The 13,734-nt window shown below is 59.7% G+C and carries 14 protein-coding genes and 1 riboswitch; of the genes, 3 read left to right on the top strand and 11 right to left on the bottom strand.

From position 1 onward, the window contains the following. Position 1: 1 nt before the first annotated feature. Entirely contained in the window at positions 2 to 1,039 is a 1,038-nt protein-coding gene (gene cobW / locus AGR2A_RS01285; RefSeq protein WP_072495201.1) for a cobalamin biosynthesis protein CobW, read from the bottom strand. Continuing rightward, positions 1,036 to 1,461 carry a DUF1636 family protein gene (locus tag AGR2A_RS01290; protein ID WP_072495202.1) on the bottom strand — a complete coding sequence of 142 codons (426 nt, stop codon included), beginning with the start codon at positions 1,459 to 1,461 and terminating at the stop codon, positions 1,036 to 1,038. Before AGR2A_RS01290 ends, cobW begins: the two co-directional genes overlap by 4 nt. Before the next feature lie 118 nt (positions 1,462 to 1,579). Beyond that, positions 1,580 to 1,796, bottom strand: a riboswitch (cobalamin riboswitch). 133 nt (positions 1,797 to 1,929) lie between these two features. On the opposite strand from AGR2A_RS01290, the gene cobO reads away from it, so the two are divergent. After that, positions 1,930 to 2,547 carry a cob(I)yrinic acid a,c-diamide adenosyltransferase gene (gene cobO / locus AGR2A_RS01295; protein WP_004444179.1) on the top strand — a complete coding sequence of 206 codons (618 nt, stop codon included), beginning with the start codon at positions 1,930 to 1,932 and terminating at the stop codon, positions 2,545 to 2,547. A gap of 1 nt (position 2,548) precedes the next feature. Next, positions 2,549 to 4,006: a cobyric acid synthase gene (locus AGR2A_RS01300; protein ID WP_072495203.1), complete on the top strand. Its 1,458-nt coding sequence runs from the start codon at positions 2,549 to 2,551 to the stop codon at positions 4,004 to 4,006. Here the strand turns inward: AGR2A_RS01300 and cbiB are convergent. Beyond that, complete coding sequence (gene cbiB / locus AGR2A_RS01305; protein WP_072495204.1) at positions 3,993 to 4,958, bottom strand: adenosylcobinamide-phosphate synthase CbiB; 966 nt, start codon at positions 4,956 to 4,958, stop codon at positions 3,993 to 3,995. The two genes, AGR2A_RS01300 and cbiB, sit on opposite strands and share 14 nt — an antisense overlap. Between cbiB and cobD the strand changes: the two genes are divergently transcribed. Further along, positions 4,957 to 6,003, top strand: coding sequence for a threonine-phosphate decarboxylase CobD (gene cobD, locus AGR2A_RS01310; protein ID WP_072495205.1), 1,047 nt, complete (start codon positions 4,957 to 4,959; stop codon positions 6,001 to 6,003). The two genes, cbiB and cobD, sit on opposite strands and share 2 nt — an antisense overlap. On the opposite strand, the gene AGR2A_RS01315 is transcribed toward cobD, so the two are convergent. The 8 genes from AGR2A_RS01315 to AGR2A_RS01350 all read right to left on the bottom strand — a co-directional run bounded on the left by AGR2A_RS01315 (position 5,985) and on the right by AGR2A_RS01350 (position 13,729). Beyond that, complete coding sequence (locus AGR2A_RS01315) at positions 5,985 to 7,262, bottom strand: L-fuconate dehydratase (RefSeq protein WP_006700268.1); 1,278 nt, start codon at positions 7,260 to 7,262, stop codon at positions 5,985 to 5,987. The genes cobD and AGR2A_RS01315 overlap by 19 nt on opposite strands. 36 nt (positions 7,263 to 7,298) lie before the next feature. Continuing rightward, positions 7,299 to 7,628 (bottom strand): L-rhamnose mutarotase, encoded by a 330-nt coding sequence (locus tag AGR2A_RS01320; RefSeq protein ID WP_006700267.1) that lies wholly within the window; start codon positions 7,626 to 7,628, stop codon positions 7,299 to 7,301. A gap of 11 nt (positions 7,629 to 7,639) precedes the next feature. Continuing rightward, positions 7,640 to 8,773 carry a mannitol dehydrogenase family protein gene (locus tag AGR2A_RS01325; RefSeq protein WP_072495206.1) on the bottom strand — a complete coding sequence of 378 codons (1,134 nt, stop codon included), beginning with the start codon at positions 8,771 to 8,773 and terminating at the stop codon, positions 7,640 to 7,642. Next, positions 8,770 to 9,780, bottom strand: a complete 1,011-nt coding sequence (locus AGR2A_RS01330; protein WP_072495207.1) for a zinc-binding alcohol dehydrogenase family protein — start codon at positions 9,778 to 9,780, stop codon at positions 8,770 to 8,772. Before AGR2A_RS01330 ends, AGR2A_RS01325 begins: the two co-directional genes overlap by 4 nt. A gap of 3 nt (positions 9,781 to 9,783) precedes the next feature. Continuing rightward, a complete protein-coding gene (locus AGR2A_RS01335) occupies positions 9,784 to 10,605 on the bottom strand; it encodes an amidohydrolase family protein (RefSeq protein ID WP_037090068.1) in 822 nt (273 codons plus the stop codon). A 4-nt stretch (positions 10,606 to 10,609) separates the two neighbouring features. Then, positions 10,610 to 11,623 (bottom strand): aldo/keto reductase, encoded by a 1,014-nt coding sequence (locus AGR2A_RS01340; RefSeq protein ID WP_072495208.1) that lies wholly within the window; start codon positions 11,621 to 11,623, stop codon positions 10,610 to 10,612. 66 nt (positions 11,624 to 11,689) lie between these two features. After that, positions 11,690 to 12,631 carry an ABC transporter substrate-binding protein gene (locus AGR2A_RS01345; RefSeq protein ID WP_004444202.1) on the bottom strand — a complete coding sequence of 314 codons (942 nt, stop codon included), beginning with the start codon at positions 12,629 to 12,631 and terminating at the stop codon, positions 11,690 to 11,692. A gap of 75 nt (positions 12,632 to 12,706) precedes the next feature. Continuing rightward, entirely contained in the window at positions 12,707 to 13,729 is a 1,023-nt protein-coding gene (locus tag AGR2A_RS01350; RefSeq protein ID WP_004444206.1) for an ABC transporter permease, read from the bottom strand. Positions 13,730 to 13,734: the final 5 nt, after the last annotated feature.

Genomic DNA, 13,734 nt, shown 5'->3' on the forward strand with positions numbered 1-13,734 from the left:
GTCAGGCGGCCAGCATCTGTTCGATCTTTTCGCGATTGATGCCCTTTTCGCCGATAATGACCAGTCGGCTGCGGCGCTGCTCGCCCGCTGCCCAGGGGCGGTCGTAATAATGATTGACCCGGCTTCCGACCGCCTGCACCTGCAGACGCATGGGCTTGGCGGAAACTTCGACGAAGCCCTTGATGCGCAGGACGTTTTCAGCCGCAGCCGTTTCGGCAATGCGCGCCGCCAGTGCTTCCGGATCGGCCACAGCCGGCAGGTCGATGACGAAGCTGTCGAAATCGTCGTGTTCATGGTCGAGTTCACCGTCATGGTGGGTGCGGCGGTTTTCGATATCCTCTTCGACGGCAAGACCAAGACCGATCAGCACGGCGGGGTCGATGGCGCCATTGGAGGCCACAACGATCTTCGCCGCCTTCGGCAGATGTTCGAGTACATGCGCCTTCGCCTTGTCGAGGCCGGCTTCATCAAGGAGATCGGCCTTGGTGAGAACGATGAGATCGGCGCAGGCGACCTGGTCCTCGAAAACTTCCTCAACCTGATCATCGTGATCAAGTGCCTCGTCATTAGCCCGCTGAGCAGCGAGCGCCTCCATGTCGTGCGCGACCTTTCCTTCAGCAAGGGCGGCGCCATCCACCACGGCCACAACGGCGTCCACGGTCACGCGGCTCTTGATAGCCGGCCATTGGAAAGCCTGGACCAGCGGCTTAGGCAGGGCAAGACCCGAGGTCTCGATCAGAATATGCTCCACCTTCGGCTGGCGGCTGAGAATCTGTTCGATCGCGGGCTGGAAATCGTCAGCCACCGTGCAGCAGATACAGCCGTTGGCCAGTTCGACGATGTTTTCTTCGGGGCAGCTTTCAATGCCGCAGCCTTTCAGGATTTCGCCGTCGATACCGATATCGCCGAATTCATTGACGATGATTGCGAGCCGCTTGCCGTCCAGCTTTTCCAGAAGACCCCGCAACAGCGTCGTTTTTCCCGCCCCTAGAAAACCTGTGACGATGGTGCAGGGAACGCGGTCCAGATGGTTGTTCATGATCTCTCCTCGGTAAAATCGAATGGGGGAATGCGCGCCACCATGCCGCGCTTTAATGGTTCGGGGCGGCCGCGCCAGGGCATCAGGCCATCTGAAGACGCAGAAAGAAGCCGCGCGCCGGTCAGCAGGTCCCCTGCATCGTCGGGTGTCAGCCCGCCAAACACATAGGACCAGCCATTGGCGCTGCGCAGCACGGCACTGAGGCCACGTTTGCAGTTGGCGAGACAATTGACGGAACGGACCGCGATGCCGGACGCTTCCGCCCCTGCGGTGACGGCCTCGGCAAGACGCGAGCCGGCACGTGGCTCGGCGCTGGGATCAGCTTCGTCGCGACAGCTTCGGCAAACGAAAACGACCACACCGGACGCCGTTTCATCCTGCGCGTTTCCGCCAGCAAATGAAGATGTCGCTGAAATATCCAAACCGTATCGTTCCCGCGCCAAGTCAAATTCTTTGGGGTGCGGATATCGAAAACGGTATGCGCACAGGCACAGACCGGCTGTTCGACGTCATCGACTGACCGGAGCACCCCGCCCGGTAGACGTTTTTCCTGAAGCGGCAGGTCTCCTGGCTTGCGGCTCGATGAGCGCCCGGACACCGCCTTCCCGAACCGTCTCTCTGGTCCAGTGGCTTTACGGTGCGGGCTTGCCGCTTACAGTTGCGGGGGCAGCCACGGAATGACCCGTTTCAGGGTGGAACCGTGTTCCCTCTTAGCTTTTCCCGTTGCCGGGGAAAGACCGTCAGTTCCTTACCCTTAGGCCGAACGGGCTTTGGGGTCAATGCCGCCCCCCTGTGGCTCGCGCATTGCCGGGTGCGGCAAATTGGGTATAGTCGCCGCTCCGAAGGGCAGGGATAAGTTCCCGGCTGCTGGAGTGAAGAAGGAATATGCGATGACACGCGACATCAGCGACAACGAAGCCGAGCGCCATCGGCAGAAAATGGTCAACCGCAAGACGGTGCAGGATGCCGAAGTCGCGGCAAAGACCATCGAAAAAGGTTTGCTGATGATCAATACCGGCCCCGGCAAGGGCAAGTCCACGGCCGCCTTCGGCCTTGCGTTGCGTATGCTCGGCATCGGGCGCAGGGTCGGCGTCGTGCAATTCATCAAGGGTGCATGGTCGACCGGCGAACAGCAGGCGCTGGCTCTGTTCGGTGACAAGGTGGTGTGGCGTACCATGGGTGAAGGCTTCACCTGGGATACGCAGGATCTGAAACGCGATGTTGCCGCTGCCGCGAAGGCGTGGGAAGAAGCCGTGACACTGATGGCTGACCAGACGATCGGCCTGCTGATACTCGACGAACTGAATATCGCATTGCGTTATGATTACCTGCCGCTTGACGAGGTCGTGACGACGCTGGCCAGCCGCCGGCCCGATCTGCACATCATCGTCACCGGCCGCAATGCCAAGCAACCGCTGATCGACGCCGCCGACATGGTGACGGAGATGACGCTGGTAAAACATCATTTCAAGGCGGGCGTGAAAGCACAGCCAGGGATAGAATTCTGACATGGCCGCACGGGTTCTGATGTTTCAGGGAACCGGCTCGGATGTCGGCAAATCGCTGATGGTGGCCGGTCTAGCCCGCGCCTTCGTCAGGCGCGGCCTGTCCGTCATGCCGTTCAAACCACAGAACATGTCGAATAATGCGGCCGTTACCGCCGACGGCGGCGAGATCGGCCGAGCACAGGCGCTGCAGGCGCGGGCCGCTGGCGTACCCCTCTCTGTCCACATGAATCCGGTTCTTCTGAAACCGCAGAGCGAGACCGGGGCACAGGTGGTGGTTCAGGGCAAAATCGCCGGCAATGCCAGGGCAGCCGATTACCAGCACCTGAAAGCCGGGTTGATGCCGCGCGTGCTGGATAGCTTCAACCGCCTGAAACAACAGGCCGATCTGGTGCTGGTGGAGGGGGCGGGCAGCGCATCCGAAATCAATCTGCGTGCCAATGATATCGCCAATATGGGGTTTGCGAGAGCTGCTGACGCGCCTGTGATCCTCATCGGCGATATTGACCGCGGCGGCGTCATCGCCAGCCTTGTCGGTACCAAAGCCGTACTCGAACCTGACGATGCGGCGATGATCGAAGGTTTCATCGTCAACCGCTTTCGCGGTGATCCCGCGTTGTTTTCGGACGGCATGCGGATAATTCAGAAAAGGACAGGCTGGTCCTCGATAGGCCTTCTGCCGCATTTCTCCGATGCCACGAAACTGCCGGCTGAAGACGCGCTCGGTCTTTCCGGCCCGGCTGAGCGAAAACCCGGCGCAAAGATCCGCATCGCCGTGCCGATCCTGCCGCACATTTCCAATTTCGATGATCTCGACCCTCTGGACATGGAGCCGGACGTGGAACTGATCCGCGTGCGGCCGGGCGAGACCATTCCCGCCGATTGCCGGCTGGTTTTGCTGTGCGGTTCGAAATCCACCATTGCCGATCTCGCCGTGCTGAAAGATGCGGGTCTGGACATCGACATAAAGGCGCATGTGCGCCGCGGCGGCTACGTTCTCGGCCTTTGCGGTGGCTACCAGATGCTCGGAAAAACCGTTGCGGATCCTGACGGTATCGAGGGATCACCTGCGACTGTGGACGGGCTCGGCCTGCTTGATGTCGACACGGTTTTGACGGGTGACAAGCGACTCGTTTCCGTTCAAGGCGTGAGCTTTGAAGGTGTTGGTTTATCCGGCTACGAAATGCATGTGGGGAAAACCACGGGAGCAGCAGGCAATCTGGTGTTTTCGACGATCGACGGGCATTACGATGGATGCATCTCACCCGACGGCCGTGTCTTCGGCACCTATATTCACGGCCTTTTTGCTCATGATAGCCAGCGCGGCGCATGGTTGGAGCGTCTCGGCGGGTGCGGCACCGACCTGAACTATGATGCGCAGGTGGATGCGGTTCTCGACCGTCTGGCTGCGCATATGGAACAGCACCTCGATCTCGACGGTCTGCTGGCTATAGCGCGATAAGGATCGCCAGAAGTCCGAATAGGCCGATCAGCAACAGGTCCGCAATCCGTGCCAGCCGCAACGCCGTGCGAATATCGCCGGCGACCAGCGCAGACCTTCCGCCGTCCCCCATGAAACGCGCTTCGATCATCTGTCCGCCGTAAGAACGCGGTCCGGCAAGCGCAAAACCCAGCGCGCCGGCCAGCGCCGCCTCCGGCCAGCCTGCATTGGGAGAGCGGTGGTGGCGCGCATCGCGACGGATCGCGGCAATGGCCGCTTTTGGCGACGCGCCCTCGACAAAAAATGCGGCGACGACAAACAGGCTGCCGCTCAATCTCGAAGCGGGCAGATTGATGAGATCGTCAAGCCGGGCCGAAGCCCAGCCGAACGCTTCATGGCGAGGCGAACGATGACCGATCATGCTGTCGGCCGTATTGACCGCCTTATAAGCCGCGCCACCTGGCAGGCCCAGAAGCCCCATCCAGACGGCAGGGGCGACGATGCCATCGGAAAAGTTCTCGGCGAGACTTTCGATCGCCGCCCGGCAGATCGCCGCCTCATCCAGCTTTTGCGGGTCGCGGCCGACGATCATCGAGACAGCCTTGCGGCCACCCTCAACTCCTTCACGCTCCAGCGCAGTCGCAACCGCCTCCACATGCTGCTCCAGACTTTTCTGTGCCGGAAGCGAAGCACCGAGGATGGCGACCGCCAGAAGTCCGAAGGGCAGGAAAAGCAGAACAGATTGCGCAAACCATGCAAGGATCACCGTCAGCCCGACAAAAACAACCAGCGCCACAACACCCGCGGCCTTGCGCCGTGAAAATGACGCGCTGCCCCGGTTCCATTTTTGGTCCAGCAGCGCGATAAGCGAACCGACCCAGGTGACAGGATGGCCGATATGTTTGAACAGCCAGTCCGGATAACCGGTCAGGCGTTCGATCACGAGCGACAGGAAAGCGAGAGCGAGGAACATGGGCGAGACAATATCAGAAATGGCACAGGCTGCGATCCGCCACGGCGGCAATCTCGGCAGAGCGCGCCTGATGTTTCCAGACGCGTCTGAACCGTGGATCGACCTTTCGACCGGAATCAACCCGCATCCCTATCCGTATTCTGCCATTCCCGCCAGCGCATTCGCTCGCCTGCCGGAGCCCGAGACGGCCGACTATCTGAAACGGCTGGCCGCACTCCATTTCGGCGCACCCTCCGCCCGACATGTCACGCTATCGCCCGGCACCCAGATGCTCATGCCGCTGCTGGCTCAAACCGCACTTGCCCGGGGCGCCAAGAGCGGCGCGGTGCTGTCACCTGCCTACGCGGAACATGCCCGCACCGCACGCATGGCCGGGCTGACCATGATGGAAGTGGAGCATATCAGCGACCTGATCGCTCACGACTACGTGGTGGTGGTCAATCCCAACAACCCCGACGGACGTATCATCGATCGCGAAACTCTTTTGCGGCTCGCCGATTCAATGCATCGAAACGGCGGCCTGCTGGTGGTGGATGAAGCCTTCATCGAAACAGGAGGCGCCGAGAGCCTTGCGGATAGCGTTGATCGGCATGCTCTAGTCGTCCTTCGTTCCTTCGGCAAATTTTATGGCCTGGCGGGAATCCGGCTTGGTTTTGCAATTGCGCACCCTGATATCGCTGCGGGGTTGGAGGCGAGGCTCGGCCCATGGGCGGTTTCCGGCCCGGCGCTGCACATTGCAACGGAAGCCCTGGCGGATGGAACGTGGCAATCTGCGATGCGGCTGCGTCTCGCGGATGAAGCACGGCGCATGAATTGCCTTTTGGAAAAAGCGGGGCTGAACGGGGTTGGCGGCACGCCTCTGTTCACACTGGTGCGGGACGAGCGTTCCAAGGCCCTGTTCGATCATCTCGGCCGTCTCGGAATACTCGTGCGCATTTTCGATGAAAGGCCGCACGACATCCGTTTCGGCCTTCCGGGTAACGACGCTGAGTGGCAGCGCCTTCAAGCGGCGCTGCTCTCTTTCCATCATCCCTCGAAAGTGTAGGTTTCAATCGACTCCGGCTTCATTTCGATGGAGAAACCCGGCAGTTTCGGCGGCATATAAGCGGCGTTTCTGATATCGCAGGGCTCGATGAAATGCTCGTGTAGGTGATCCACATATTCGATGACGCGACCTTCCTTGGTGCCTGAAACCACCAGATAGTCGATCATCGACAGGTGCTGCACATATTCGCAAAGCCCGACGCCGCCGGCATGCGGCCAGACCGGCAGATTGTATTTGGCGGCAATCAACAGCACCGCCAGCACTTCGTTGAGGCCACCCATACGGCAGCTGTCGATCTGCACCACATCGATCGCGCCTTCAGCGATGAACTGCTTGAACATGATGCGGTTCTGGCACATTTCGCCCGTCGCCACCTTCACGGAACCAATGGCTGCGCGAATCTTGCGATGGCCGGCGACATCATCCGGGCTGGTCGGTTCTTCGATGAAGAAGGGCTTGGAAAAGGCGAGCTTATTCACCCACTCGATTGCCTGGTCCACTTCCCACACCTGATTGGCATCGATCATCAGATAACGGTCTGGGCCGATCACTTCGCGGGCAATGGTGAGACGGCGAATGTCATCCTCCAGATCACGTCCAACCTTCATCTTCACATGGTTGAAACCGGCATCGATGGCTTCCTGGCAAAGACGGCGCAGCTTGGCGTCGTCATAACCGAGCCAGCCTGCGGAAGTCGTATAGCAGGCGTAACCTTCGCTCTTCAGCGTCTCGATGCGTTCCTTTTTGCCGCTTTCGGCTTTCTTGAGAATTGCGAGCGCCTCGTCCCGGGTCAGCACGTCAGTGAGATAACGGTAATCAACGATATCGGCGATTTCTTCGGCGCTCATATCAGCCACCAGCTGCCACACCGGCTTGCCGGCTTTCTTGGCCAGCAAATCCCACACCGCGTTGACAACGGCGCCGGTGGCGAGATGCATCGCACCCTTGTCGGGGCCGATCCAGCGCAGCTGGCTGTCGCTGGTCAGATGCCGCCAATATTTGCCGGGGTTCTCAGTGACCGTGGCAAGATCGGTGCCGACGACGAGGTGACGCATCGCTTCGATGGCCATGCAGCAAATATCGTTGCCCCGGCCGATGGTGAAGGTCAGGCCGTGGCCTTTAAGACCCGGCTCATCCGTGTCGAGAATGACATAAGCCGCCGAATAATCCGGGTCGGGGTTCATGGCATCGGAGCCGTCCAGGCTCTGGGATGTGGGGAAACGCAGGTCGAAAACACGCAGATCAGTAATTTTTGTCATGGCCGTTTACTCGCGGTCAGTGCCTATGGAAATCGTTCAGTCGTGGTGGAAGGTCTCTTCCATCATAGCCCACCACTCGCCGTCCCTGCGGGTTTCGAGCGGTTTCTGGCAGGGAATGGTAAAAGACCACCATTCCTGGTTCTTGGGGCTTGCCGCCATCTTCGCCATATCGGCGCTGAAATCGGTGCCATGATACTCCCAATAGCCAAACAGCAGGTTTTCCGGCTCCCGCAGGAAAATCGTGTAGTTACGGATATTGCAATCGCTGATCAGCGCCAGAACTTCCGGCCAGACGGCGGCATGCAGCCTTTTATACTCCGCGATCATCTCCGGCTTGACGCCTATGACCATTCCCATACGCTGCATGAAAAACTCCGTTACTTTCTGATTGTGGCAAGCGCCGCACGCAGCTTTGATTGCGGCAGGCTCAATCCCAGCCGGTCCGCTGCGGCAATGACCGGAGCAAAGCGTCGGCGCTTCTTCTCATCGTGATTACCGGCGATATCGGCCAGTCGATGGGCAAGGAAGGGATTGCACAAACGCTCCCGCAGCACGCCGATATAGGCCTGCGCATCATTTCCCATGCCTTCAGCAATAAAGACCGGCAGAACCTCGTCGCGCCATAACGTTTCCAGATCCGCGACGAGTGCACTGTCGTCCATTGCCTGGCGCACCGTCTCGTCCTTCGCCCGCGCATCCTGTAACCAGCGTTCCGCCAGATAGGAATGGCCGAGATTGAGCAGGAAGAGCTTCAGCTTTTCATAGTGGTCGAGATCGTCCGTCAGCACCACGGCAGGGTGAGTGCAGGGCAGGACAAGCCCGTCCTGCTTTTCGATCGCCCAGAGCGCGTAAGGCTCCGCCACTGCACCTACCGGATCGATAGGCTCGGAAACGATGCGATCGACCAGGCTATTGGCGAAACGGCACTTTTCGTTCAGGTAAAAGGCAAAACCCGCTGGCAATTGCCATTCATCGGCAAGCCGGCGAATGACCTCTTTCAGCTTTTCGCCATTACGCGGCACAAGTTCACAAGGAAAGATGGACACGGGCGCTTCCGGATTGCGCTGAAAACGTTCGAGCAGCAAAATGCAGAGTTTCGCCGGAAAGCTCCTCGGGACGGCCGTAAAATCCGCCGCGAGATCTGCGCCATCCGCAGAATGAAGCTCATAACCGCGGTCTCCGGTATTGGACAAGATGACAGCAGCTTCGCAGGCGAGGCGGCGTACTTCCTCCCATTCAGTTGCCGAGGTCAGGGCCCGCGTGACAGCCTTGCCCTCAATTTCCTCATCCACGTTCCGCCCGTCACGGATGCCGCGAACGCGCACGGGGTAGGGCGCGCCACTATTCAGCGCCGCGACACGCTTCAGGCTTTCCGCATTGCCGGTCGTCTGGACAATCGCGATGCGACCGATAGCCTCGTCCTTTTCCAGCGCTTGCGAAACAAAGAGGTCCGCATGCGCAAGAAGAAAGCGGCTGGTACCGAATTGCAGGATGGGCGTCTCGGGCGTCATGCGACCTCCACCATGCCTTTGATGACTCCGGCTTTCGGATCTGTCAGCCCTGCGAACTGCGATGGCACGTCGGCAAGCGTCATACGGTGCGTAATCAGCGCCTCAGGTACTTTCCCTTCCCGCAATGCCTGCAACACGCGTTCGAAATCCGCCGGCGTCGCATTGCGGCTGCCGAGCAGTGTCGTTTCACGTTTGTGGAACTCCGGATCGTTGAAGCTGATATCGCTCGCGACGATGGAAACAAGCACATACGAACCGCCATGGCCGACGAAGGAAAAGCCGCGCTCCATGGCTTTAGGATTACCGGTCGCATCGAAGACCGCATCGAAGAAATCACCGTTGGTAATCTCGGAAAGACGATCTTTGTCACCGTCCCCAAGCGTCACTGTATGGGCGACGCCGAGATGCTCCTTGCAAAAATCCAGCCGGTCGGTGCGGCCATCGATCATCGTGACTTCGCCGCCATCGAGAACCGCGAAAACCGCTACCGCCATGCCGATCGGTCCGGCGCCGACGATCAGAACCTTCTGTCCTTTTTCGACGTTGCCACGGCGCACCGCATGCGCGCCGATAGCCAGAAATTCGGTCATCGCCGCCTGGTCGAGGCTCAGCCCTTCAGCCTTCAACACGAATTGCTGCGGCACGTTCAGATATTCCACCATGCCGCCATCACGATGAACGCCGAGCACGCCGATATTGCGGCAGCAATTGCTCTTGCCCTTCAGGCAGGCGCTGCATTTCCCGCAAGAAATATACGGAATGATGGTAACAACGTCGCCGGCCGACAGATGGCTGCCTTGCGGCGCCTCTTCAACCGTACCGGAGAGCTCATGGCCCATGATCCGCGGATAAGAGAGGTAAGGCTGATTGCCGGTGAAGATGTGGAGATCCGTACCGCAAACCCCGATGCGACGGACGCGCACCAGCACCTCACCTTCGCCACGCACAGGTTTAGGCAGATCCTTGGCGCTGAGTTGACCGGGAGTGTCGCAGAAAATCGCCAGCATGGATCACCTGTGGGAAAGGGAGTAAAAACGAATGGCGTTACCGCCGAAGACTGCCGCATGGTCCGCTGCCGGCACGATATCGCGACAGAAGCCCAGCCATTCCTGATAATCGCCCGCCAGTCGCAAAACCGGCCAGTCGCTGCCGAAAATCACCCGGTCTGCGCCGAACAACTCCAGAATCGTCTCGGCATAGGGCCGCACCGCTTCCGGTCGCTGATCGCCGCGCTCGGTCAGAAGGCCGGAGAGCTTGCAATGGACATTGGGAAGAGCCGCCAAAGCGCCCATATCCTTGCGCCAGGCGCTGTAGTGGCCGGTCGCAATCAGCGGCTTGGCACCATGGTCGATGACAACAGGCAATTGCGGGTGACGCCGGGCAAACGCGAGGAGATGCGGCAGATTGGGCGGCAGGACCAGCGCATCGAACGCCAGGCCTTGGTTCACCAACGCCGCCACGGCGGGGTCGAGCAGCGGATCATCGATCCATGCCACGTCTTCCATGCCCTGCAGCATCGGGCGCACGGCTTTGAACGCCCGATGTTTTGCCCGGCGGGCGATTTCCGTTGCAGCATCGGGAGACTTCATGTCCACCCAGCCGACCACACCTTTGATGAAATCTGTTTCTTCCGCCAGCGCCAGCATGAAATCCGTATCAGCAGCCGTCTCCATCGTCTGAACCAGCACGGTGCCGGAAATTCCGGCCGCGGCCAGCAATGGCGACAGATCCGCTGGAAGAAAATCCCGGTAGATGGCGGCGAGCGACGGCGGCGGCCACTGGCCGGCACGGTCCTTCATTAACCAGAAATGCTGGTGGGCGTCGATAAGCATTGCCTCAGGCCTTTCCGCCCGGCACCGGCGCACCTTCGGCGATCAGACCGCGTCTGTGCAGTTCCGCCCAGAACTCATCCGGAATAGATTGTTCGAACCATTCGATATTGGAAGCGAGCTGCTGCGCATTCCGCGCGCCCGAGACGACGGTGACCGAAGCCGGATGGGCCAGCGGAAATTGCAATGCAGCCGCCTGCAGCGACACACCGACTTCTTCGCAGACACCCTGCAGCGCATCAACCCGCGTAAGGATATCGGCAGGCGCATCGGCATAATTGAATTTGCGGTTGCCCGCGAGAATGCCGGAATTGAAAGCACCGGCGACAACGATGCCGACACCGCTTTCGGCGCAGCGGTTCATGAAAGCAAGGCTCTGCTGCTCCAGCAGCGTATAGCGGCCGGCAAGCATGGCGACGTCGATGTCAAAGACATCCATGGCGTCGTTCACAATTTCCCACTCGTTGACGCCAAGGCCGATAGCGCCAGTTAAACCTTCCTCGCGCAGCTTGCCAAGCGCCCGGAAGCCGCCGCCAGCAGTCAGCTGCTCCCAGTAATGCTGGTGCTTTTCGCCATGGGTGTAGGAGCCGATATCGTGCACATAAAGAATATCCGGCTTCAGAACGCCGAGCCTCTGCTGGCTGGCCTCGAAAGAGCGTAGAATGCCATCATAGGAATAATCATAGAGCGGGCGGAAGGGTAGCGGCGCAATATAGGCATCCTCTTCCGGGCCCACGGTCTCATCGGGAACCATGACGCGACCGACCTTGGTGCTCAGCGTATATTCGCTCCGGTCATGCTCCGTCACCATGGTCCCCAGGCGACGCTCCGACCGCGTATATCCATAAAACGGCGCGGTATCGAAATAACGCATGCCGCTTTCCCATGCCTTGTCAAACGCTCCCTTGGACTCTTCATATGGCGTAACGCGGTAGAGATTGCCCATCTGGGCGCAACCGAGACCCATGACGGTAACGTCGACGGCGCGGCGCGGCAATTTACGTGTATCGGAGACTTTCATCGCGGAGACTTTCCAGCTTGCCTTTGGAAAGACGCGCCGCCGGTGAAGCGGCGCGTCATCGCTTGATCAGTAAAGAACGTTCTTTGCTTCCGGCTTTTCGATATTGTCCTTGGTGACAACAACGACGCCGGTGTCGACGAACTTCTCGACCTTTTCCTTGTTGATGAGCTTGGTGACGGTTTCGACGCCCTTTTCACCCATCTGATAGGAGCCCTGAACCACGATTCCGGCGAGCGTGCCGTCCTTCACGAAGTTCTGCAGATCCTGGTTGCCGTCGAAGCCGATGGCGACGACCTTGCCGGCCTTGCCTGACTGGGCGAGCGCACGGCCAACGCCGATGGCCGTCGGCTCATTGGCGCCGAAAATGCCCTTCAGGTCCGAATTGGCGGCCAGAACGTCAGTCGTCTGGTTCAGCGCGGTCGCCATCTGCGACTGCGAGTAGAACGGGCCGACGATCTTCAGGTTTGAGTTCATCTGGATGTAATCGGTGAAACCGCCGACGCGGCCGATTTCAGAACCAGCCCCGGCGACATAGGACATGACGGCGATCTTGCCTTCCTTGCCCACCTTGTCGATCAACGCCTGCGCTGCCAGTTCGCCGGCTTTCTTGTTATCGGTCGCGAGGAACGACTGGTAATATTGCTCAGAGCCCTTGGCGAGCTGCGAGTCGATGAGAACGACGGGGATACGGGCTTCCCAGGCCTTCTTGACAGCAGGCACCAGCGCGTCCGGATCGGAAGGTGCAAGCACGATGCCGGCGACCTTACGGTTGATGGCGTTCTCAACCATGTTAACCTGGTCGGCAATGGCCGATTCCGCAGCCGGACCCTGGAAGGTCATGGTGTTGCCTGAAGAATTCTTCATGGCCGCATCGGCGCCCTTCTGGACGTTCTGCCAGAAGGTCGAATTGACGGTCTTGACGATGACGGCGATTTCACCGGCTTGCACGGTGGAAACGCTCCACAGCGCGATTGCGGATGTCAGAAGGGCAGTCGCAATTTTCTTCATTTCTTCCTCCGTGATGTCGGTGTACCGGGCCTCCCCTGCCGATCTTTTTTGCGGAAAGGGTCCGCAGCCCTTTGATCAGCGGCGGTTGCGCAACTGGTCTATCCAGACGGTGACCAGAATGACGAGGCCGATGATGATCTGTTGCGTGAAGGCAGAGACGCCATTCATATTAAGACCGTTGCGCAGGATGCCGATGACGAAGGCGCCGATGGCCGTGCCTGAAATCGTGCCCACGCCGCCGATCAGCGATGTGCCGCCGATAACCGCGCTGGCAATGGCATCCAGCTCATACATCACACCTTCGTTAGGCTGGGCGGTAACGAGGCGCGACATCAAAACGCAGCCCGTCAACCCGGCAAGCGTACCGGAGAGGATGTATGTGAAGTTGGTGACGCGGGCGACGTTGACGCCGGAAAGACGTGCGGCATCTGCATTGGAGCCCACGGCATAGATGTGGCGGCCGAGGATCGAGCGGTTGAGCATGAAGGACACCGCAAGCGCAATCACCACCATCAGGATGACAGGGTAGGGGATGCCTGGAAATACGACATTCGGAAAGCCATCATCACCGATATTGACGATGCGGAAAAGGGCGCCGTTGCCAAGTTCGCCGAAGGATTCGCCGAGGCCGGACACGGCGCGCGCACCGGTGATCTGCAATGCCACACCGCGGGCAATCAGCATCATGCCGAGCGTGGCGATGAAGGGCGGCAGCTTGAAGCGCGTGACCAGCAGCCCGTTGATCAGCCCGCAGAGCGAACCCGTCAGAATGCCGAGCAGCATGCCGACCGGCACCGGCATGCCGAGTTCCTTCACCGCAAGAGCGGCAACAACCCCTGCGAGAGCCAGCACCGAACCGACGGAAAGGTCGATGCCGCCGGTGATGATGACACAGGTGGCGCCAATGCCGAGCAGAGCGATGGACGTGACCTGCAACGCGATCGTCATGCCGTTATTGACGGTAAAAAAGGCGCTGCTGGTGGCGGAGAACACCGCGACAAGGGCGAACAGGCTGCCGAGCGCGGCAAATTTCTGGATGATGTCCTTCTGGCGATCGCTGACAGCGAAGCCCTTTTTGGGTTCTGCAATATTGGCCATGTCGT

The sequence above is a fragment of the Agrobacterium genomosp. 2 str. CFBP 5494 genome (genome assembly GCF_900013495.1).
Taxonomy (GTDB): domain Bacteria; phylum Pseudomonadota; class Alphaproteobacteria; order Rhizobiales; family Rhizobiaceae; genus Agrobacterium; species Agrobacterium pusense.

Bases quoted from the DNA above. Each gene is read 5' to 3' on its own strand.
- AGR2A_RS01340 (WP_072495208.1), bottom strand. From the start codon at position 11,623: ATGAAAGTCTCCGATACACGTAAATTGCCGCGCCGCGCCGTCGACGTT.
- AGR2A_RS01335 (WP_037090068.1), bottom strand. From the start codon at position 10,605: ATGCTTATCGACGCCCACCAGCATTTCTGGTTAATGAAGGACCGTGCC.
- AGR2A_RS01330 (WP_072495207.1), bottom strand. From the start codon at position 9,780: ATGCTGGCGATTTTCTGCGACACTCCCGGTCAACTCAGCGCCAAGGAT.
- AGR2A_RS01300 (WP_072495203.1), top strand. From the start codon at position 2,549: ATGGCCGCACGGGTTCTGATGTTTCAGGGAACCGGCTCGGATGTCGGC.
- AGR2A_RS01345 (WP_004444202.1), bottom strand. From the start codon at position 12,631: ATGAAGAAAATTGCGACTGCCCTTCTGACATCCGCAATCGCGCTGTGG.
- AGR2A_RS01325 (WP_072495206.1), bottom strand. From the start codon at position 8,773: ATGACGCCCGAGACGCCCATCCTGCAATTCGGTACCAGCCGCTTTCTT.
- AGR2A_RS01320 (WP_006700267.1), bottom strand. From the start codon at position 7,628: ATGCAGCGTATGGGAATGGTCATAGGCGTCAAGCCGGAGATGATCGCG.
- cobD (WP_072495205.1), top strand. From the start codon at position 4,957: ATGGGCGAGACAATATCAGAAATGGCACAGGCTGCGATCCGCCACGGC.
- cbiB (WP_072495204.1), bottom strand. From the start codon at position 4,958: ATGTTCCTCGCTCTCGCTTTCCTGTCGCTCGTGATCGAACGCCTGACC.
- cobW (WP_072495201.1), bottom strand. From the start codon at position 1,039: ATGAACAACCATCTGGACCGCGTTCCCTGCACCATCGTCACAGGTTTT.
- AGR2A_RS01315 (WP_006700268.1), bottom strand. From the start codon at position 7,262: ATGACAAAAATTACTGATCTGCGTGTTTTCGACCTGCGTTTCCCCACA.
- cobO (WP_004444179.1), top strand. From the start codon at position 1,930: ATGACACGCGACATCAGCGACAACGAAGCCGAGCGCCATCGGCAGAAA.
- AGR2A_RS01350 (WP_004444206.1), bottom strand. From the start codon at position 13,729: ATGGCCAATATTGCAGAACCCAAAAAGGGCTTCGCTGTCAGCGATCGC.